The sequence below is a fragment of the Streptomyces sp. NBC_01217 genome (assembly GCF_035994185.1).
Classification (GTDB): Bacteria; Actinomycetota; Actinomycetes; order Streptomycetales; family Streptomycetaceae; genus Streptomyces.
Genome location: NZ_CP108538.1, coordinates 3306498 through 3325993, shown reverse-complemented (window position 1 = coordinate 3325993; position 19496 = coordinate 3306498). Strand labels below are relative to the sequence as shown.

The window sequence follows — 19496 nt, the reverse complement described above, 5'->3', positions numbered from 1 at the left end:
CTGCTCGGCGCAGTCTGGTGGCCGACGGAGACGATGGGGCGCGGAGGCGCGTGAGGACCGGGGGGATGTCGGGGATGCGGGGAGCACAGAGGGTCAAGAAGGTACGGGGGATGCGGAGGCCCAGAGCGCTGGCGACGGTCGCGCTGGCCGCCGGCGTGCTGGTGCTGTCAGGGACGTGCGCGTCGACGGCGCAGGACCGGCCGGCCGGGGCGTCGGCCGGGGGGAGCGGGGGACTCTCCGGCGTCGCGGCCTGCTCCGGCCTGGAGGGTTTCAGCTGCGGCACTCTGACGGTCCCGCGAGACCACAGCGGCAGTGTGCAGGACCGGCTGGACCTGAGGGTTGCGATGGCGGACAACGTGCAGGCCCCGAAGGGCGTACTGCTGTTCCTGACGGGCGGTCCGGGGCAGCCGGGTGTGCCGTTCGTGGAAGGACTGAGCAAGAAGCTGACGCCAGTGCTGAAGGACTACCGCCTCGTGATGATCGACCAGCGCGGCACCGGCACAGGCGCGCTGCAATGCCCGCAGCTGCAGAAGGAGATGGGGTCGTCCGATCTCACGCCGCCCACCGCGCGGGCGGTGACGGACTGCGCCGCGGCCATCGGTCCCGACCGCCGCTTCTACAGCACGAGTGACACGGTCGCCGACCTGGAGCTGCTGCGCCAGGCGCTGGGCGTGCGGAAGATGACGCTCGACGGTGTCTCGTACGGCACGTACACCGCCGAACAGTACGCCCTGGCGTATCCGCAGCACGTGGCTCGGCTGGTACTGGACTCGGTGGTGCCGCAGACCGGCTACGACCCGATGGACCGCGCCGCCATGCGAGCGGCGCCGCGCGTGCTGACGGCGGCATGCGAGGCGATCGGCTGCCGTACGGACCCGGCGGCGGATCTGGCCGAGGTGGTGGACACGTACGACAACGGCGTCGATGTCTTGGACGCGCTGACCACCTGGGAGTTCGTGGACCCGGACTACGCGGCGATGATCGACGCCCTGCACCAGGCAGCCGACGGCGACCCCGCAGCGCTGCGGGGCCTGATCGCGGGTGTACGGCAGGGAAGCGCGGCGACCGCGGAAGAGCTGAGCCAGGGGCTGCACGCCTCGACCCTGTGCCTGGACGGGCGCTATCCGTGGGGCAGGTCCGACACACCGGTGGCGGGGCGCCAGGAGGCGCTGGAGAAGGCGGCCGCGGACCTGACCCCAGCCGACTACGGCCCCTTCGACGCGGCCACGGCGACGGGCCTCGGCTCGATGCTCAGCTGTCTGCACTGGCCGCGCACGCCGGTGCCGCCGCTGCCGCCGGAGCACCGCCGGCTTCCGGGCGTACCGGTACTGCTGCTCGGTGGGGACCGGGACCTGTCGACGCCGCTGGAATGGCTGTACGACCAGAAGAAGCTGACGCCGCGAGCTCAGGTCGTGGTGGTGCCGGGTGCCGCGCACTCGGTACAGAGCAGGGCGGCGAGCGACAAGGGCCGTCAGGCGGTGTTCGACTTCCTCTTGAGGCGCTGACCACGGCGTGGCTCACCGCGCGATCATGTGGGTGGGAGTCCGGGCATCGGCCGGGACGCGGCCCTGATTGCTCATGATGGCCGGTAACGGCGCGCCTGTCGGCCTGTTGTCCGCAGCGGCCGCCGCGCGGGTCGCGGCCGGCGGCTACCTGGTGTTCCGCCGCCGCAAGGCGCAGCAACAGCACTGACGCACACCTGTGCCCCCGCGCCACGTAGGTACGAACGCTACGTGGCGCGGGGGCACAGTGCTGCGAAGTCCCGTTCGTGTGGCGGGAGATGGAAACTGTGGGGTACGGTGACGAAATCATCACGCTCTGTGTGTTTACGCACACATGGAGCGGCCCCCGGCGGTGCACCAACACCATTCCGAGGGCCTACACCCCAGTGGATGCAAAGGGAACCACCGGAAATGCTGCGTCATGCTATCGCGCCGTCCGCGCGCTATACAAAGGCATCGCACGATGTCGTACGCCATCGCCGCCTGAACAGCGACGCGAAGATCCTGCTCCTGTACGTACAGGGCCTCCCCGAGGACGCCACGTACAAGCCGCTGAGCGAACTGGCCCAGAAGCTGGGCATCAAGGGCCGCGCGTACCAGCGGGCAAAGGGACAGCTGGTCGAGCACGGTTACGTACACGAGTGGCGAAGCCAGGGCAGCGGGGGCCGCTGGATCACCGAGCAGCTGGTCGCGAACAATCCTCTGACGTGTGAGCAGGCGGTACGCGCACGAGGGGCCGCGCCCACCGCGCCCGCCTCCGTAACCGCGCCGCCGAGTACGCACTCTCCGACCGTCGGCGTACCGGCTGCCCGGACGGCCGGTGGCTATGAACCGGTAGAAGACCACAGTGATAAAACCACTCCCCACCCACCCTCCGAAGCCGAGCCCGAGCCCGAGCCTGAGCCGCCGGTGGACGTTGCCAAATCTCTCCAACTGGCCCGAGCGGAACGCGTCCTGCTCTCCCTGCGCCACACCCGCCGGGAACTCCATCTGGGCGTACGCGAAGCCCGTGCCCTCGCCACGGAAGCCGTCAAATGGCTGGAACGAGGCCTGAGTGAATCCGAACTGCGTCACGCCTTACTCTCCGAACGCCCCGAGAGCGGCGTCCGCTCGGCAGTCGGCTTCCTGCGCTACCGCCTCATCCAGAAACTCCCCGAGCCCCTGCCCGGCCAACAGCCCCACGAGCTGCCGTCCGTACGGGAGTTGATCGAATGCGAGGGTCCGGGCGACAAACACGTCTTCCGTCCCCTGGGAGACGAAACGGAATGCTCCCCCTGCCGCTACGCCGCAGCGGGCCCGGAGGAGGACCGCGTCCCGTGGCGGGAGCGATTCGCAAGGATCAACGGGACGCCGATGGCTGCGCCGGGCGAGGCCTGACACCGTCAGCGATGAGTTTTCGCGGCCCGGAGAGTCTCACCACCGTTATCGACAACACAGGAGGAACACATGGCTCAGCTGGTGAGAGTCCAGAACTTCAACGTCTCAAGTGACGGGATCGGTGCCGGTGAAGACCAGAGCCTTGAGCGTCCGTTCGGCCACGTACATCCCGAAAGGCTGTTCGCCTGGGCCGGCGCCACGGCGAGCTGGCCCATGCGCACCGACCCCGGGGGGAGCCGGGGCCTCGACGACTACTTCACACGGGACTACGCACGCAACATCGGCGCCGAGATCATGGGCCGCAACAAGTTCGGGCCCCAGCGCGGGCCCTGGACCGACCATGAATGGCAGGGCTGGTGGGGTGACGAACCCCCCTTCCACACCCCGGTGTTCGTCATGACCCACCACAAGCGTCCTTCGTTCACGCTCTCCGACACCACGTTCCATTTCGTCGATGGCGACCCGGCCACGATCCTCGACCAGGCGCGGGAGGCAGCGCAGGGCAAGGACGTCCGGCTCGGCGGCGGGGCCACCACCATCCGGCAGTTCCTCGACGCCGACCTCGTCGACACCATGCATGTGGCGGTCTCGCCGGTGAAGTTCGGGTCCGGAGTGCGGCTCTGGGAGTCACCCGATGAGCTGCTCGACCGGTTCCACCTCGACGTCGTGCCCAGCCCGAGCGGCGTGACGCACCACCTGTTCTGGCGAAAGTGAGCAGCGCCCGGCTGAGCGGCCGGTCGAGCACGCTCGCTTCCGGCATGCGGCTCGGGCCGGTCACGACCGGGGGCTGTCGTTCCCGGGCGGGGTCAGGCCCAGCCGGATCTGGCTGTCGGCGGTTGCCACGACCGTCTCGGTGACATCCCGGGGCTCCCAGCCCAGCACCGAACGGGCCTTTTCATTGCTGATGACGGGGATCCTGCCCTGCAGAGCCGCGGCATCCCGCAGGGCGGGCTCGGTCTTCGCGGCCTCGCGCACCTGCTCGATGGTGAGTTCGGCGGAGGGCAGCAGGCCGGCTGCGGCGGGGAAGTGCTCACGCAGGATCTGCGCCATGTCGAAGAGGCTGATCGACGATCCGCTGACGGCGATGAAGCGCTCGCCCGCCGCCTTCGGGTGCAGCATGGCCCGCAGATGCAGGTCCACGACATCACGCACGTCGACGACGCCGAAGTACATGACCGGCACCACGGGCATCTGCCCGGCCAGCATGCCCCTGACCAGTCCGACCGAGCCGGAGGGCCGGTTGCCCAGCTGGGGGCCGAAGATACCGGTGGGGTTGACGACCGTCAGCTCGATGTCCGGGTGGGTGTGGGCGTAGTCCCAGGCCGCACGCTCGGCGAGGACCTTCGACTTGTGGTACGCGGGCAGGCCCTCGGTGTCCGGGTCGGTCCAGTCCGCCTCCGAGTAGTGGTTGCCGGGCTTCACCGTGTATCCGACCGCGGCGTACGAAGACGTCATCACGACCCGCGGAACCCCGGCCTTCCGGGCCGCGGAGATGACCCGCAGCGCACCGTCACGGGCGGGGAGGATGAGTTCCTCCTCCGTCTCGGGCGGAGTGAACGGGAAGGGCGACGCGTGGTGCAGTACGTGGGCGACACCGTCCACGGCCTCTGCCCAGCCACTGTCCGCGCTGAGGTCCACGACGGCGAACTCCAGCCGGTCCGCCGGATCGACCCCGGCCTCCCGGAGCGCTGCCAGCACCTCGGCCTCCTGCCCGGACTCCCGCACCGTCACACGGGTCCGGTACCCCTCGCGCAGCAGCCGGGCGACCGAGTGACTGCCGACGAAGCCGGTACCGCCCGTGACCAGCACGGTTCCGCTCTCGGGAGCCGAGGCGGCGGGATCTTCCGTACTCATTTCGTTGCTCATCTCGTTCAGTCCTTCAGTGTGTGAATCGGTCCACTACACGCGTGATCTCTTCGACCGCGCGGTTCTCGGCGGCGGCGTCCCCACGGACACGGGCGTCCCACAGGTCGGCTTTTCGCCGCAGATACGTCAGGCGCAGCTGAAGTTGCTCGATGTCGGCGGCCAGCTTTTCCGCCTGCGAGGCAAACAGCTCCCGCTGCTCGGCCGCCGCGGAGTCGCCTTGGGCAAGAAGGTCCAGGTAGCGACGCATCCCGCTGACCGTCATCCCCGCCGACCGCAGACAGGACAGCGCCTCGACGCGGGCCACAGTCGCCGCCCCGTACCGGCGATGCCCACTGGACTCGTCCCGGCCGACCGCTCCCAGGAGGCCGATCTTCTCGTAGTAACGCAGCGTGGCCTCACTGAAACCCGACCGCCGCGCCATCTCCTGAACGGTCAGTTCCACTGTTTGCTCACCGCTTGCTGCTGCCATGTGTGAAGCCTCCGATACCTGAAGCGCTTGAAGTCAACTTCACACATAGGGCAATGTGCCGTATATCATCAAACGCCCCGGTCTCCACGGCAGGTACGCGAAGGCTTCCTGCCGGGCGGAGCGCCGCGGAGGTGTCGCGGTCCTCCAGGAGTGTCAGATCCCCCGTGCGTACCAACGCATCACCGGTACGGATCGCCTGGCGGGACAGCCCCAGGCCGTGCTTGGTCACCAGCCGTGGGCAAATCTCGAACAGGGTCTGGCCATCCCGTTCCACCAGTTCATCAGGGGCGACGAGTGGGGTCGGGCAGCGCTTTGAAGACGTCCTCCGTCATGGGCAAGTGGCAACTTATCTATCAAGTCAGGTGCCTGCCTCCACGTGATCGAAGAGCGTCGCTCCCCGAGGACCCGGCGGGCACGCCCGAACTGCTCGTGCTGGAGGCGACGCCAGCAGGCCAGGGAGTCAGTGGGCGACTACCGCGGAGGCGATCAGGGTCTCGATGTGGTCTGGAGCCGGGGCATCGAGTACGCGCACCTCGGCGTCCTGGAATCCGGCGCGGGTCAGGAAGCGTGCCCACACTTCGGGTGTGTAGCTGTACCGGTAGGTGAACATCTTGGGGCCGGCGAAGCCGCCCTTGTACATGCCCTGTGGGCCGTAGGCGCCTGGGATGGCCGGGGGCTGCGAGAACACGAACCGGCCGCCTGGGTTCAGGCGTGCGGCCACCAGGGGGAAGAGGCGGGACGGGTCGGTGAACCAGGCGGCGCCGAAGTTCGAGTACACGGCGTCGTATGTCGTCTCGTCCGTGGCGAGGAAACCCAGAACTTCCGCGCACACGAAGTTGCACCCGAGCGGGCCCCACCGCCGCGTGTTGTGCTCGATCGCGACAGGGGACAGGTCCACGCCCCTCGTCTTCACCCCCTGCTGCCTGAGGTAGGCGAGCGCTCTGCCGGTCCCGCAGCCGATCTCCAGCACACTCTCAGGCGAGCCGAGGAGTTCGGGCCCCGGCCCGTGACCCTTGTACTGGGTCCAGTGGAAGACGGGTTGGGCGTTCGGGGCGTCGTTGATCGCGCTCTTGGCGAAGGTGTTCCAGAGTTCGCGCTCTGACGGGATGTCGTGAGGTACTGGCAACTCGGTTCCCTGGTAGTGCTGTTGGTAGATGCGCCTGCCCCTGCCACGGGAGGGGTCGGGCGGGGGCAGGCACTCTACCGGCGTACCGACTCAGTGGCTGTCAGGCACCTTGCTGTCGCAGGGCGAGCACGTTGCTTCGTCCTTGGCCCACAGCTCCTCATCGACCGTGAAGCCGTTGTCCGCGAGGAGCTGCGCGGTACGCATGACCAGGCCGTCACAGCGCCGCCGGATCAGCGGGGCGTGGTGCTTGTACTCGCCGCCGTTGTACTCGTCGCAGAAGGCGAACATGAGCGGCGTGTCGAGGATGATCGCGTGTACGGCCTGGTCGACCGTGTAGCCGACGCCCATGCCGATCCCGGGTTTCTCCATGGCGAGCGGGTTGCATGCGCTTGCACGACCATCACCCGTGCGGACCTGCCGCGTCAATGACGCCAGATCCCCGAAGGAGCGTGTGTCGAAAGGCAGTTACGGACTGCCGTCAGGCGGTCGGTGTCGGGACGGCACCAGCCTTGATGCCGAGGTGAGTCAGTGAGTACTCCCACCCGATGAATCGTTGTCGACAGCGGCCAACGAGCTGACGTCGTGCGTTGTGATTATCGGGGCGCGGCATACCGCCCCGTTGTGGATGGCTGCGCTCAGGGGCTCCGCCGCGACGGCGTCGGGGGTAGCTCGTCAGGCTGACCGTACGGGTTCGGCTCAGCCGGCTCGATCGGTCGCCGGTGGCTATTGGACGCGCAGAGAGGTGACGAACTGCTCCCAAGCGCTGTGGCACACGGCTATGTGGAGCCCGCCAGGCCGCTTGGAGTCCCTTACGCCAACCGCCGATTGCAGATCGGCGACCTCGACGCACTCGCCGCCCGTGCCGTTGCTGTAGCTGCTCTTCCGCCACTGCGGGTTTGTGGAAGACCGGTCTTTCATGAGCGCACGTCCCCTCCAGCCCGCTGGTGCCGTACGGCGGTGACAAACCCCGACCACGACGTGTTGCCGAACGTCAGTACCGGACCGTCAGGGGTCTTCGAATCGCGAACCGCCACGGCCTGCGGGAGGCGGGCGGCCTCGACGCACTCGGTCGTGTTCCCGCCGCTGTACGACGACTTGAACCAGCTGAGGGGCTTGGCGAAGTGAGGGGTCGACAGCATTACATCTCCTTGAGTACACGCTTGATCAAGGCCGACGACGCGGCCATGTCCAACGCTTGTGCACGCAGGTAGTCGAACGCAAGTCTGTATCGGTCGAGTTCTTCGTCCTTCTCCAGAAAGAGCGAGCCGACATGCAGATCGACGTACACGACATCCAGGCTGGCCTCGGCCCCGCCGAGGATCACGAAACTTCCCAAGGCCGCACAGTGGGCGCCCTTCGCGAACGGCAGAATCTGCAAGGTGATGTGCTGCGATTCGTTGGCTTCCAGCAGCTGACTCAACTGATCGCGCATGATGTCGGGGGATCCGACCACACGTCGGACGACCGACTCGTCGAGGATCGCCCACAGGTGGGGCGGCTTCGGTCGACTCAGGATCTCCTGGCGCTTCATGCGGATGTCCACGAGGCGCTGGATCTCGTCCGGTGCCAGACGCATTTCGTTGGCACTCTGAATCGCCGCGCTGTAACTCCGCGCCTGTAGAAGGCCGGGCACGTACGTGCAGGAGAAGTGGTCCTCGCGCACTGCCTCGTCTTCAAGCGTCAGCAGGAGATTCATGTCAGCGGGGATGGAGTCGGTGTATGGGGCCCACCAGCCCTGCTGCTTGGCATCTTTCGCTAGAGCGACCACGGCATTCCGCTCCGTGTCGGTTGCGTCGTACTCTCGGCAGAGAGCGTCCGCGATGGGCCACTTCACCGGCCCTTCCTGGGTCTCGTAGCGGCTGACCGTGGCCTTTGAGACCCCGACGAGCCGTCCGGCCTCCTCCAGCGTCATGCCTTTTCGTGCGCGTAGCTTGCGCATCATCGCGCCGAGCTGTCGGCGTCGTGTTGTGGTCCTGACGGACATGGAGGGGCCTTCCGTTCCGTGCACTTGCGGCTCTTCTGCGCCAACCAGGCTATGGGCGTGGTGAGTTGCGAGTGCCGGGATTCACCCGATCGATTCGCGTGAGAAGTTTCATGGCGAGACTTCCCGGTGCCATACTCGCAGACCTGGCCACTCAGCGCAGCCGTATGGATGCGGCGAGTGCGTGGCTGAGGTGGTGCCGGAGGGAGAGTGCATGTCCAGGCAGGAAAAAGGTTCGCAAGTGCGCAGCGTTCTGCCGTTCGAGGCCGAGCCCTCGGCGGTGCAGGAATTACGAAGAGCTGTCAGGGGACAACTGGCCCGGTGGGGCCTTCCGGCCTTCACTGAGGAGGCCGAACTCGTGGTGAGTGAACTGGCCACGAATGTGATCAAGCACGTGGGGAGCGGCGTCGCGGCCACCCTGGTGCTGGAAGCGGCGCGGGATCGACTGCGGATCGAACTGCACGACAAGAGTTATCGCGTGCCGGTACTCGGGCCGGTGAGCTGCGATGACGAGTGCGGCCGGGGTTTGCATCTGCTGGCCGGCATGGCTGCCGATTGGGGAACGCTGCTGACTGCGACGGGGAAGGCTATCTGGTGTGAGCTGTCAGCCGGTCCGGAGACGCATTGCCGTCGGGTGCGGCGGGCCGAGACTGCCCTGACGAAATACCGGAGCGATATCGGCGCACCACCACTGCTGCGGAGCCGCTCCTCTCAGATCCTTGAGGAATCCGCCGTCGACCTCATCGCGGATGTCTTGCACTGGGTCACTGCCCGGGGCGGAGACCCGGACGGGCTGCTGGACCGCGCGCAGATGCACTTCGAGGCGGAGGCGGCGTGACGGGCGTAGCACGTGGGGTGAGTGAGAGCAGGTGTCTACGCGGTCTGGCGGGTTTCGGCGGCTTTTTCGATCTCAGCGCGCAGGGCCGCAGGGGTGCGCCAGGAAGTGCCGCGATGGCCCCGGTGACACATGCGGTGGCAGTTCGCGCAAAGGAAGTCGAGGTCTTCCAGCTTGGTCTCGCGTGGGCCCGAGAGGTGGAGGGGGAGGACGTGGTGCACCTCGATGTAGCCCTCGCCGAGGATTCCGTACCGCTGACCGAAGTCGAAGGTGCACACAGAACACCGGAGAGGGCGGCCCAGCCTGCGCGCCTGGGCGATCTTGCGCTTGCGGAGCGCAGGGTTTCGCTCGCGAAAGGTTGCCCAGCGGGTCAGGAGGCGCCCTTCAGCTGCCGGGACCCCGTCCTCATCCACCTCGTCGGGCTGCTCAGGGATGAGGACGAGTTCGCCGGACGCAATCCCGTCTTCGATGGCCTGGGCGGCGAGCAGCATTTCTGCTTCGCGTTCCATGAACGCCTCAGCTACGAGTCTGGTCAGCTGGCCGCCTCTGGTGGCGGGGCCGGAATAGCCGGGCCGGCTGGTGATCAGGTCCGCACTCTTGCGGCTGATGCTGGCCGCCGACCGGAACTCGGGTACGTCGCGAGCCGTGTCCCCATGAAGGGGCAGGGATCGGAGAAGGTCGGCAAGATCGTGTGTGGGCTGCTGGTACGTCCTGAGCTGGCCCCAGTTGTTGCTTACGACACGCGAGCAGATCAGCAGCAACTCATCCCAGGTCCAGTCAGGGCTACGCATGGGCAATATCGTATGTGCGTTCAACATGGTGCGGGTGGTGTCTGGGCAGGTCGGCTCGTGCCGCACACTGGAGGACGGTCGTGATGTCAGTGGGGTCTGTCACCCTCTGTGATGGCTGGTGGCAATCGGTGCCAGTCGGGCAAGTCTGGAAGGAGGGTGCATGACCAGCACCAAGAGGGAGTTCACCTCGGTAGAGATCTGCGCCGGGGCGGGCGGGCAGGCGTTGGGCCTGCATAACGCACTGTTCAGGCACCTTGCGCTGATCGAGATCGACATGCATGCGGTAGCCACCCTCAAGGAAAACGTGGAGGGGAACGCGGAGTGGGAGGGCTGCAAGGTCAAGCAGGCTGACTTGACGCAGCTCAAGCCGCTCGATCTGAGGCTGGAGCTGGGGCTGCAAGCGGGGGATCTTGACCTGCTTGCCGGCGGTGTCCCCTGCCCTCCGTTCTCCATTGCAGGCAAGCAGCTGGGACGGGACGACGAGAGGGACTTGTTCCCGACCATGCTCGATCTGGTCGAGGAGCTTGAACCAAAGGCCGTCATGATTGAGAACGTCCGTGGTCTCCTTGAGCCGAAGGAGAAGTTCCAGGGGTACCGGGAAGAACTTCTTGAGCGTCTTGAGTCCCTGGGCTATGAGAAGTGCTACTGGGAAGTTCTGGAAGCCAAGAATTACGGAGTTCCCCAGCTCCGCCCGCGCGCCATTCTGGTGGCGATGAAGAAGGCCTACACTCCGTTCTTCGCCAACACGAAGCCAGAAAAAAGGCCGCTCGTCACTGTGGGGGAGGCGCTGGAACCGACTATGAGAAAGCGCTTCGACGACGTAGATGACCCGCGGGCCGAGAAGGTATTCCAGAGGTGGCTGATTCAGGCATCGAAGGGTGTCGCGCCCACGCTCGTTGGAGGCTCCAAGAAGCACGGCGGTGCTGACCTCGGCCCCACGCGGGCCAAGAAGGCGTGGGAAGCGCTGGGTGTATGCGGGCTTGGCGTTGCGAACAACGTAAAGGACATGGAGCGGCTGGAAAGCCAAGACCGCGATCTCTTCGCCAAGGCCGGGCCAAAGCTCACAGTGACGCAGGCAGCCATCATCCAGGGCTTCCCGGAGACCTGGAAGTTCTCAGGCAAGAAGACCGCTGCATACCGGCAAGTGGGGAACGCCTTCCCCCCGCCGGTCGCTCAAGCAGTGGGGGAACAGATCATCGCTGCCCTCAAAGCGGCTCGCGAGGCCAAGGTCGTAGCCTCGGTGCGGCAAGAACGGGTCCTGACCAGCGAACGCGACAGCGAGTTGTTGTTCAAACTGGCCGACCTCTCAGCGCCTGTCATCCCGGAGCCGACTGACCGCAGCGGCGATCGCAAGGGCGCAGTCGTTGGGTGACTCATGCTCCCAGAACCGGAGCACGGTCCACCCAGCTTCACGGAGGCGTTCGTCTGTGTCTCGGTCCCGGGTCACGTTCCGCATGACCTTGTCGGACCAGTAGCCGGAATTGGTCTTCGGAGAGACGTAGTGGTCCGGGCAGCCGTGCCAGTAGCAGCCGTCAATGAACACTGCAAGCTTCGCCGGACGGAAGACAATGTCTGCCGTCCGGCGAAGCTCTGGCAGCGGCTTGGCCGCTACTCGGTAACGCAATCCCTGCGCGTGCAGAAGCCTCCGGACCAGGAGCTCCGGCTTGGTGTCTCTGCTTCTGATCGCCTGCATGTTCCGACGCCGGGCGGCCGACGAGGCCCAGGAGCCTTCTGGCGGTTCCCAGCGGCTATCGCTATCCATTCTCAGAAATGCCCGCGTTCTTGAAGATATTTTGCTTCTCGCTCTGTGTGAGTGATTTTTTTCTTCTCACTTTGTTCCTTATGATGGCCGGAATCATGTCGAAATCCAGATCAAGTGATTTGAGTTCGTAGACACTGATTTCCTCAGTCTCATACCAGTGAACATCGAATCCAAGCTCGCGCAGTTCGCGAGCCCGTCGTTCGGTATGAACGTCATCTCCGGTCACGATACGCAGCATGGCAGCCGGTACAGGTCGGGCCAGACTTTCCTGAAGCAAGGAGAACAAGCGCTCGTGTGTTTTTCCACTGTACGGAGCTCCGAGGAGCCCATCCGGGATCTTTCCTTGATAGCGCGAGTGAATCTCCTGTTGAACCCTCGCGTGCAGCGCTTTGAACTGCTGGTTCTCGGCCGGCAAATGCATCAACATACGGGATTTTATGGCACGGGCAGCGATGTCCTTGGCGTAGGTGTAAGCCTCGAACAATGACTGAGGATCCTGATGATCAGAGATTTCTGAAAGCAGGTTTCTCAGTGCATGCTCGGCATCCGGCCTGAGCCGTTGCCACTCATCTTCAGGAGAATGCAGGGCGGTCATGCGGTGACTCCGTTCTGCCGGGTTTCTGTGAGGTGTTAGCCCTGATCTGCCAGCTCGAAGGCTAGCTGCTGGGCAGCGAGCACCTGCAAGATTTTTCTGTCACGCCGAGATGAGCAGTTGACGGACTCTGCGAACCATGGGGCGATCCACGATGAGCTCCTGTACGGCCACTCGCCGAGATGGAGACTGAGCCCAGGCACCCAGTCCGGATCCGGCTTTGCCGCTGAGCGAGTTGCTGGCGCGAGTGAGACGTCTGGTTCATCGGCGAGGCGCGGACGCCGCTCCAATTGTGCCGTGACGCCGATCAGCCACCAGATGAAGATCAGGCGTGAGGAACCATCACCGATATTCTCTACCAATGACTCGTCCAGACCTGCTGCATCGAAGGCCGCGGCGACAAGGCCAGGCGGAGCCTGTGTGCGGATGGCGCTCTGCTCTGTGACGACCGTCTCGACAGTGCTCACAGCGGCGCGGTCGATTTCTGCGTAAGTGGCCTCGGCGATTTCTGCGTCGAGGAATCGGTTCACTCCGCGGTAAAAGTCCCCCGGTGTCTCGATCCGCAGCTCAGCGCCTGTGCGCTGCCTCAGCTCACTTGCCAAGGAGGGCCAGGGACGCGAGACACTCCGGCCTTCTCCCTGCGGCTGATACCAGTCTTCCTTCGTGTCGTTGGAGACAAAGAGCAGGCGAGAGCGCTTTGTTGAGTCTGCCATGTAACCGATGGTTTCCTCCCAGAGAAGGAAATCGCCAGATGATGCCAGAGCGGTCCCTTTCCCTGCATCTTTAAAGCCGGGAGGGATGAGGTTGGGGAATCTGTATGACGAGGCCTCTTCGACGCGCCGCCGGGTCTCCGCAGCATCTGGAGGGACCGCAACCCTATCGCCGAACAGGGCAGCCACTTGGGAGAGCACGGGATCGCCTTGGCCACCTGGCGATATGGAGATGTCGTACTCTCTGAGCCGCTTGACCTGTGCTTCGAGCGTTGCACTCCATCCGCTGAGCAGCTCTTCGATGGCCTTGTTTGACATTTCGGTGTCAAGCTCGCGGCTGGCCTCGGTGTCCTGTGCGTACTTGATCAGCAGATCTTGAGTGAACGAGCGTGCGTCCTTGATTGCCGTTTTCGCGTCGCGGAGTTTGTTCTGGAGGGAACGCTGGGCATCGTCAAGCGCCTTTTTCCTGCCAGTGATGATACGAAACCGGTTCTGGACGAACTCCAGTCCAACCTGGTGTGGGAGCCAAAGGCGTTGCTGCACACTCTGGAGAGCTTTCAGTACCTGCTCGCGTGCGGTAGGGGTGTACTCGTACAGGCTGAGCAGGACGTTTGTGTCAAGAACGACGATTCCGTCCGTGAAGAAGGTGGCGCGGTCTGGATCCTTCTCAGACGGACCGTTCTGAATCCAGTCCCGGTACTGCCTGATCAACGGGTACTCGCCCTCAGGGCTGACCACCGATCGCTCCTTGTTCTCGGGTCGGGATGCTGAAGAAGATGATCCCGCCTTCAGTGTGCTCGCGCTACTGAGCGATTTGAGCGGCTCACTCGTGTTCCGGCCTGGCCCTGCTTTTCTGGGCCTCGGGCAGCCGTGGTGCTGCATCATCTGATGCTTCACCAGGCTGGGCCACAACCCAGTACTCCCCGGCAATCTCTGCTTGTGGGCGGTTGCTGTGCTCCGGCCGGGCGCGGATAACTCGGTGGGCGACGAACTCCCCTTCATGCGGCACTGGGCCGCCGAGGGCGCGGGCTACCGCCTGGTGTGACTGGTAGTCGCCCAGGATGATGATCCCCTTCGGGCGAAGGGCAGGACGTGCGCGCCCCTTGTCCCCCTCACGGACCCGCGCCATGTAGTCGAGCTGCTGAGCCGCGGTTCGCACCACGCCGCGGCCGATTCGCTTGCCGTGCACGGAACGGAACAACTCGCGGACACGGGCTTGGCCCTTCTGCTTTCCCGGGATCAGGATGCGGGCCCGGGTCGCTGGGTCAAGGTGGAGCAGCACGTTCTCCGGAAGGGCTTCGTCCTTCCAGAGCCAAGTGATCTTGTTCCGGTGCTCCGCCTTGATGGTGAACTTCAAGTCCCGGTTAGTTCCGCCGTTGAGCCACTCGCGCTTGATGCGCAGCAGCCCGGCACTCCAGCGGCTCTGGTAGTCATCCGCCCAGACAAGCAGGCACAGGTGACCCTGTGCCTCGGGCGGAATCATCCAGGAGCCAAACTTTTGCGAGTACTTGCAGTCGACGTCGATTCCCTCTATGCGGTAATCCATGTCGATGCCGTCCGCGAACTCGAACTCACGCTGCAGGTTGATCTCAACGAGGGTTCCCGCGTGTGTTTTCTCTGTCTTGAAGAGGGTGCTCCAGTCATACCGGCCAGTTACTTCACCATTCAACAACTGGTCAATAGTGTCACGCAGCACGCGGGCGAAGCGTACTCCCGCAGGGTCGAGCGCCATCAAGTGCTGGTGAACCAACATGAGTTCAGGGTCGTCGCACACGCCGGATACTGGCCCTGGGGGGTCAAAAAGGGTCACTCTGCACTCTTTCGTGAAGCAAGGCGGAATGTTGATGATGACACCTGTCCTGACTCCCGGGGCTTGGGCGGAGTTCCCGTCAGGGGAAAGTTGCTGCTACGAAGATGTCGTTGGCGCGCCCAGAGTCCTTGGCTCGGAATCGGAGCAGGCGTTTCGATGCGTCGGTTGCGGATGACGGGGGGATCAGAGTGAACGCCATGATGACCTTGGATGGGTCAGCCACACCCTGTGGTGCAGCAGTGCGTGTATCGGCGTCGTTCTGACCTTCGATGACCGGGTAGAGCAGAACCACGCCTGTCGCGGAGCCGATGGACAGTCCGTCACTGCCAGCACCCTGGATCAACTGCATTGCCGCGATCCGGTGTTCCACGCTTGCGATACGGCCGAAGGCCGTCTTCCCTGCCTGTCGGCTACGGCGGACGAGCGAGAACTGGGGTGAGCCGAGGATGCTGGCTTCGATCCGGCTGGAACGCGACAACTGCGGGGCGATGACCAACCAGCCGTCCACCTTGGCTAGCCTGCCGTCGAGCTGCGAAAGGTAGCTCAGGTGGGGGCGAAAAAGGTCTGGGTATTCCCACTCAAGTCCGCTCAGGATGCGCATGATGTCTGTGTGCGGTACTCGGGCAGTGAGGGCGGAAAAGGACCGGGCCTGCGAACTACTGCTGTCCGGAGGATTGGTGAACGTGACAGGAGCTTCACTGAATGTGTCAAGCAGTGGGCGCCAGCGTTCGGTGTTGCGCCGAATTGCCTGAGAGTCCACGGGATAGGACGCGGGTTCAATCGGCTGCCCCGGTGACCGGATCTCCACCAGCTCCGCGTTGAACATCTTGTTGCGGGCGGACGGCTTGATCCAGGGCAGGTGCTGGGACACCAGCGGGGGGATCTGGGCGGGGGTCACCTGTGGTTTGCCGTCGACCAGTTCGGCGTACCGTGACAGCTGGGAGCGGAAGGTCTCCTCGTCGCGGCAGATCGCCTCGAAGGCCTCGTACAGGTCGACGGTCTTGGATTTGCCCATGGCCTCTTCGCGCCCGATGTACAGGCGGACCAGGTCCCGGTAGTTGGGGCGGAAACCGAACCAGCGGCCCATCTGCATGAGGGTGTCGGCCTGCTGCGTGGTGCGGCGGTAGTACGTGACCGTGAGGCCCTCGATCGTGAAGCCGCGGGAGAGCTTGGTGCCGCCGACCAGGATCTTCCACACGTGCGGCGTGCGGTCGAAGTCCAGCTCCGGCTGCTCGTAGTCCCGTTCGGTGTCACCGTTGACGATGATCACCGGTTCGCCGCCGGAGTTGATGAGCTGGCGTGCCCGGGAGACGTACGGCTTGAGGTCGTCGTACGACGCCGGTGTGGGCAGGTCGTTGTCCGCGAAGCGTTGGAAGTCGTCGGCGAGGAGGGCGGCGAGGCGGGCGTGACCCTCCTGACCGGTGTAGGCCGACCGGTGCCACATCGAGTTGATGCGCAGGGCGAGAATCGCGTGTTCACGCTGCCGCACGGACTCGTGGACGAGCATAGTGTGGTGGCGGAACGGGCCTTCGGGAACGCCATGGGCTGCTCGGTACAGCTTCAGCGCGCCGGTGAGGACGAAGGCATCCAGGGCTTCCTGGAGACGGTCGACGGCGCCGGCGCAGATCCCGCGTACGTGTGTCTCCTCGGCGGTTCCCTCGGACTCCAGGTCGTGGAAGTCCTGCACGCCCATGTAGCCGGTCGGGCGGGGCAGTGAGATCAGGAAGTCCCGCGGGAAGATGTCCTCCTCGTCGCCCGGATCCACGAAGACGTTGGCGAAGGGCGTTGCCGTGTAGCCGACGTACTGGGAGCGCGGAAGCAGGCTGAGGAGCTGCGTGATCTGGCCGTTGATGGCCTTGCGGGTGACCTTGCCGTCCTCCCACTTCTTCGGGTCCGTCGTGTTCACCGACGCCTGGTCGGACTCGTCGTCGATGATCAGAGCGGGGATCTCGGAGAGGATCGGGCCGATCTTCTTCAGGTCCTTGATCAGCTTGGCCAGGACCAGCGAGTTCTTCTTCACCACCATGACGCGCGCGGCCGCGTGGTGCAGGTTGTCCGGGACGTACAGGGGCTGGGTGCGGTCCTGCTTGTCGAATTCGAGGGCCCGGATGCCGGTTTCCAGGCTCTTGTAGTCGTTGTCCCGTGTCGTGAGGCGCTCGATGTCGAAGGAGCCCAGCGCCGACGGACGGCCGCCGTGGCTGACGAACTTCGCCGGCCAGTCCTCGTCGTCCTGGTAGTCGACGCCGACGAGCGCGTCCGTGTCCGCCGGGTCGGCGCCGCGCAGGATGTTCTCCTGGCCGATCAGCTCCATGTCCAGACGGCGCTGGGTCTGGCCCCGGAGGAGATTCAGGGTGCCGCCGAGGATGATGACCAGGCGGTAGCCGGCGTCGATGGCCTTGGCCGTGACACCCGTGAAGTTGGCGGTCTTGCCCGACTGCACGTAGCCGACTACCAGACCCCGCGCACCGTATGCCCGGCGCGGGTGGGATCGGAAAGGCGCTCGACCACGGCGTGGCTCGCCTCGTCCAGGCTCGATACGGCCGCGTCCGACCAGCCCTTGCGGCGCAGTGTCTGCTCGTAGGAGTTCCAGTAGAACGCGCGCGCTGCCGCCGTGTCCCTGGAGTACCAGGACGTGAACTCCTTGCTGATGACCGTCGCGCCGGGCTCCTTGAAGACCGGGACCGCGTGGTCGAGTGCCTTGCGCAGGTCGGGGCCGAAGCCGAGACGGTCGTACGTGTCCGAGCGCCGGGCGTCCGTGCGCGCAGGGGCGGCGGACCAGTCGGCCTGTTCGGTGAGGTCCCAGGTGGTCAGCGTGCGATGCCAGAGCGCGGTGAGCTCGTCGCCCGGACCCGTCGCCACTATCCGGTCCCGGAAGTGACCGAGTGCGGTGTCGGCCGGCTCCTCCGCCTCGGACAGTGCGAAGGCCAGCTTCGAGAAGGCCTTAGGGCCCCGGCGCATCGCCGCCAGGACATCGCCGTGGAGGTTGAACAGGTGGTCGGTCATGGCAGGCGCGGCTTTCTCGGAGGCGTGGCGGGGATGGGCGGTTCGGGCCTCAGCGGGCCAGTTCGCAGCGGGCGGCTGTCACCAGGACGCTGTTCCACAGGGCGACGTTGTCGGTGTGCACTGCCCGGACGCGCTCCTTCTGGAAGATCTCGTTGGCCATCAGATAGAGCATGCTCTTCACGACCGGGGCGTCGTTCAGCCCCCCGCGACGGCCGCCGGTGAAGGCCTGCCGGTACTCCTTGTTGAGCCTGATCACCCGCTCGTCACGGTCGAGTTCGAAGAACACCTCGGACGGCAGCGTGTCCCATCGGAACGTCACGGGGTCCTCGCCCTCCAGCTCCGGCAGTTCGTCACGCAACGTGCGCTTGAGGCGCGGGTCGAGCCCCTTTCCTGCGGGAATCACCGCCTTGCGCTGCGGCTCGGAGGCGCGCTTGGCCGCTTCCCGGTACGTCGTCTGCGCCTCCAGGACGTACTCGGCGAAGGTGTGATCCGCGTCGTCCACGGCCTGCTCCAGCCCGCGTGCGAAGGCCGGGGTGACCGTCACGCCGTCCTTCTTGACCGTGAGGCCGAAGACCTCGTTGGGCCGGGCCGGAAGGTCGATCGCGATACGGGCGAGGGCGAGGTGGCCCTCCGCGCTGCGGGTACTGTTCCAGCCGCCCGCCTGGACGAGGCGGTCGTTGCGGTAGATGTAGAACCCCTGGCGTTCGGCGAGCGGACCGATGCCGCGGAAGCTGACCAGGGGCGACTTCGGCGGCCAGACATGAGCGGTCAGCGCCACTTCGCCGACGCCCTCGACCGGTGCGGTGTACGTACGGGGGTAGCCGGCCCGGCCGGGCACGCGGTAGCCGAACGGGTCGATCGGCTCGACACCGCGGTGGTCCAGCTCCTCCTTGGTCCGTACGTCCTCGACGACGATGTCGATGTTGAAGTCGTCGCCGACGAGGAAACGGTGCAGATAGAGCCCGAGATGGGTCTCCAGCTTCTCGATCGCGTCGTTGAGGAAGCGATCGGCCTGGCCGACGGTGACGGTGTCGAAGGCGCGGACGTGGTCCCAGCGGACGATCGTGCCGTGCCACTCGATCAGTCCGTCGTAGCGGTCGACGAGGTCCTGGCAGTAGCCCGGGTCGACGATGTCGCAGGTGAAGTCGGCCTGGGCGCGCGCGGTCAGCCAGCGGCGGCCGGTCGACGGGCTGCGCCTGGTCCGGCTGATGACGGTGAGCGATTCGGCGTGGGAGAGGGAGGCGGCCTTGAGACCCGCACCGAAGTGACCGAGCGCCGTTTCGGAGTACCCCTCGCGGCCGCCGACCGTCATGGCCGTGTCCAGGGACTCGTCGTTCATGCCGCATCCGTCGTCGATGACGAGCAGGCTGACGAGCCGGTCGTCGTCCCGCAGGAAGCTCACGACGACGTTCCGGGCGCCCGCGTCGATGGAGTTGTCGACGAGGTCGGCGATGGCCGCCTCGAAGCCGTAGCCCTGGTGTGTCAGCGATTCGACGTAGCGGGCGGCAGGCGGGAGCCGCTTGCTGCCGGAGGTCGGGATCTCGAACTGCCAGTCGGCGGACGGCTGATAAGGCGGCATAAGGACTTCCTCGCGCGCACAGAGCTGAGACCTGCGTGCGGAGGTGTGGCCCTGAGATGGGTAGTTGGGATGTGATGATATTGCAAAGGTGAG

17 protein-coding genes and 3 pseudogenes are annotated in these 19496 nt (G+C 65.5%); 5 read left to right on the top strand and 15 right to left on the bottom strand.

Features of this window, described 5'->3' with window-relative positions; genetic code table 11:
- The first annotated feature begins 110 nt into the window (after positions 1-110).
- From OG507_RS14580 to OG507_RS14570, 3 genes are all read left to right on the top strand, one after another.
- Positions 111-1505, top strand: coding sequence for an alpha/beta fold hydrolase (locus tag OG507_RS14580; protein WP_327367628.1), 1395 nt, complete (start codon positions 111-113; stop codon positions 1503-1505).
- A 408-nt stretch (positions 1506-1913) separates the two neighbouring features.
- A complete protein-coding gene (locus OG507_RS14575) occupies positions 1914-2879 on the top strand; it encodes a hypothetical protein (protein WP_327367627.1) in 966 nt (321 codons plus the stop codon).
- A 69-nt stretch (positions 2880-2948) separates the two neighbouring features.
- Positions 2949-3593: a dihydrofolate reductase family protein gene (locus OG507_RS14570; protein ID WP_327367626.1), complete on the top strand. Its 645-nt coding sequence runs from the start codon at positions 2949-2951 to the stop codon at positions 3591-3593.
- A gap of 60 nt (positions 3594-3653) precedes the next feature.
- Here the strand turns inward: OG507_RS14570 and OG507_RS14565 are convergent, their stop codons facing one another.
- From OG507_RS14565 to OG507_RS14530, 8 genes and pseudogenes are all read right to left on the bottom strand, one after another.
- On the bottom strand, positions 3654-4733 hold the full coding sequence (locus tag OG507_RS14565; protein ID WP_327367625.1) for an SDR family oxidoreductase: 1080 nt from the start codon (positions 4731-4733) through the stop codon (positions 3654-3656).
- Between the two features lie 25 nt (positions 4734-4758).
- Positions 4759-5214 carry a MerR family transcriptional regulator gene (locus OG507_RS14560; RefSeq protein WP_327367624.1) on the bottom strand — a complete coding sequence of 152 codons (456 nt, stop codon included), beginning with the start codon at positions 5212-5214 and terminating at the stop codon, positions 4759-4761.
- A gap of 154 nt (positions 5215-5368) precedes the next feature.
- Positions 5369-5546: pseudogene (locus OG507_RS14555) on the bottom strand (transcriptional regulator); the annotation flags it as partial.
- Positions 5547-5674: 128 nt separating this feature from the next.
- Complete coding sequence (locus OG507_RS14550; protein WP_327367623.1) at positions 5675-6340, bottom strand: class I SAM-dependent methyltransferase; 666 nt, start codon at positions 6338-6340, stop codon at positions 5675-5677.
- A 90-nt stretch (positions 6341-6430) separates the two neighbouring features.
- Positions 6431-6712, bottom strand: a pseudogene (locus tag OG507_RS14545) (hypothetical protein); the annotation flags it as partial.
- 351 nt (positions 6713-7063) lie between these two features.
- A complete protein-coding gene (locus tag OG507_RS14540) occupies positions 7064-7258 on the bottom strand; it encodes a DUF397 domain-containing protein (protein ID WP_327367622.1) in 195 nt (64 codons plus the stop codon).
- The gene (locus OG507_RS14535; RefSeq protein ID WP_327367621.1) at positions 7255-7479 is read right to left on the bottom strand and encodes a DUF397 domain-containing protein; all 225 of its coding nucleotides are present in this window, start codon (positions 7477-7479) and stop codon (positions 7255-7257) included. Before OG507_RS14535 ends, OG507_RS14540 begins: the two co-directional genes overlap by 4 nt.
- Positions 7479-8324, bottom strand: coding sequence for a helix-turn-helix domain-containing protein (locus OG507_RS14530; RefSeq protein ID WP_327367620.1), 846 nt, complete (start codon positions 8322-8324; stop codon positions 7479-7481). Before OG507_RS14530 ends, OG507_RS14535 begins: the two co-directional genes overlap by 1 nt.
- A gap of 211 nt (positions 8325-8535) precedes the next feature.
- Between OG507_RS14530 and OG507_RS14525 the strand changes: the two genes are divergently transcribed.
- A complete protein-coding gene (locus tag OG507_RS14525; protein WP_327367619.1) occupies positions 8536-9159 on the top strand; it encodes an ATP-binding protein in 624 nt (207 codons plus the stop codon).
- A 35-nt stretch (positions 9160-9194) separates the two neighbouring features.
- Here the strand turns inward: OG507_RS14525 and OG507_RS14520 are convergent, their stop codons facing one another.
- Complete coding sequence (locus tag OG507_RS14520; protein WP_327367618.1) at positions 9195-9947, bottom strand: HNH endonuclease; 753 nt, start codon at positions 9945-9947, stop codon at positions 9195-9197.
- A 160-nt stretch (positions 9948-10107) separates the two neighbouring features.
- Here OG507_RS14520 and OG507_RS14515 point away from each other — a divergent pair, with 160 nt between their 5' ends.
- Entirely contained in the window at positions 10108-11319 is a 1212-nt protein-coding gene (locus OG507_RS14515; protein ID WP_327367617.1) for a DNA cytosine methyltransferase, read from the top strand.
- Here the strand turns inward: OG507_RS14515 and OG507_RS14510 are convergent.
- The 6 genes and pseudogenes from OG507_RS14510 to OG507_RS14485 form a co-directional block, all read right to left on the bottom strand.
- A complete protein-coding gene (locus OG507_RS14510) occupies positions 11254-11709 on the bottom strand; it encodes a very short patch repair endonuclease (protein ID WP_327367616.1) in 456 nt (151 codons plus the stop codon). The genes OG507_RS14515 and OG507_RS14510 overlap by 66 nt on opposite strands.
- Positions 11702-12304: a hypothetical protein gene (locus OG507_RS14505; protein ID WP_327367615.1), complete on the bottom strand. Its 603-nt coding sequence runs from the start codon at positions 12302-12304 to the stop codon at positions 11702-11704. The genes OG507_RS14510 and OG507_RS14505 overlap by 8 nt, the downstream gene beginning before the upstream one ends.
- A gap of 35 nt (positions 12305-12339) precedes the next feature.
- Positions 12340-13749, bottom strand: coding sequence for a PIN-like domain-containing protein (locus OG507_RS14500; RefSeq protein ID WP_327367614.1), 1410 nt, complete (start codon positions 13747-13749; stop codon positions 12340-12342).
- 85 nt (positions 13750-13834) lie between these two features.
- Positions 13835-14764 (bottom strand): NaeI family type II restriction endonuclease, encoded by a 930-nt coding sequence (locus tag OG507_RS14495; RefSeq protein ID WP_327367613.1) that lies wholly within the window; start codon positions 14762-14764, stop codon positions 13835-13837.
- 136 nt (positions 14765-14900) lie between these two features.
- Positions 14901-17824, bottom strand: a pseudogene (locus OG507_RS14490) (Z1 domain-containing protein).
- 49 nt (positions 17825-17873) lie between these two features.
- Complete coding sequence (locus OG507_RS14485; protein WP_327367612.1) at positions 17874-19403, bottom strand: ATP-binding protein; 1530 nt, start codon at positions 19401-19403, stop codon at positions 17874-17876.
- Positions 19404-19496 lie beyond the last annotated feature (93 nt).

What these genes read in the sequence shown, in the direction of transcription:
- OG507_RS14525 (WP_327367619.1), top strand. Translation starts at nt 8,536, where the DNA reads ATGTCCAGGCAGGAAAAAGGTTCGCAAGTGCGCAGCGTTCTGCCGTTC.
- OG507_RS14485 (WP_327367612.1), bottom strand. Translation starts at nt 19,403, where the DNA reads ATGCCGCCTTATCAGCCGTCCGCCGACTGGCAGTTCGAGATCCCGACC.
- OG507_RS14540 (WP_327367622.1), bottom strand. Translation starts at nt 7,258, where the DNA reads ATGAAAGACCGGTCTTCCACAAACCCGCAGTGGCGGAAGAGCAGCTAC.
- OG507_RS14505 (WP_327367615.1), bottom strand. Translation starts at nt 12,304, where the DNA reads ATGACCGCCCTGCATTCTCCTGAAGATGAGTGGCAACGGCTCAGGCCG.
- OG507_RS14580 (WP_327367628.1), top strand. Translation starts at nt 111, where the DNA reads ATGCGGAGGCCCAGAGCGCTGGCGACGGTCGCGCTGGCCGCCGGCGTG.
- OG507_RS14535 (WP_327367621.1), bottom strand. Translation starts at nt 7,479, where the DNA reads ATGCTGTCGACCCCTCACTTCGCCAAGCCCCTCAGCTGGTTCAAGTCG.
- OG507_RS14495 (WP_327367613.1), bottom strand. Translation starts at nt 14,764, where the DNA reads ATGTTGGTTCACCAGCACTTGATGGCGCTCGACCCTGCGGGAGTACGC.
- OG507_RS14515 (WP_327367617.1), top strand. Translation starts at nt 10,108, where the DNA reads ATGACCAGCACCAAGAGGGAGTTCACCTCGGTAGAGATCTGCGCCGGG.
- OG507_RS14570 (WP_327367626.1), top strand. Translation starts at nt 2,949, where the DNA reads ATGGCTCAGCTGGTGAGAGTCCAGAACTTCAACGTCTCAAGTGACGGG.
- OG507_RS14575 (WP_327367627.1), top strand. Translation starts at nt 1,914, where the DNA reads ATGCTGCGTCATGCTATCGCGCCGTCCGCGCGCTATACAAAGGCATCG.
- OG507_RS14565 (WP_327367625.1), bottom strand. Translation starts at nt 4,733, where the DNA reads ATGAGTACGGAAGATCCCGCCGCCTCGGCTCCCGAGAGCGGAACCGTG.
- OG507_RS14520 (WP_327367618.1), bottom strand. Translation starts at nt 9,947, where the DNA reads ATGCGTAGCCCTGACTGGACCTGGGATGAGTTGCTGCTGATCTGCTCG.
- OG507_RS14530 (WP_327367620.1), bottom strand. Translation starts at nt 8,324, where the DNA reads ATGTCCGTCAGGACCACAACACGACGCCGACAGCTCGGCGCGATGATG.
- OG507_RS14510 (WP_327367616.1), bottom strand. Translation starts at nt 11,709, where the DNA reads ATGGATAGCGATAGCCGCTGGGAACCGCCAGAAGGCTCCTGGGCCTCG.
- OG507_RS14560 (WP_327367624.1), bottom strand. Translation starts at nt 5,214, where the DNA reads ATGGCAGCAGCAAGCGGTGAGCAAACAGTGGAACTGACCGTTCAGGAG.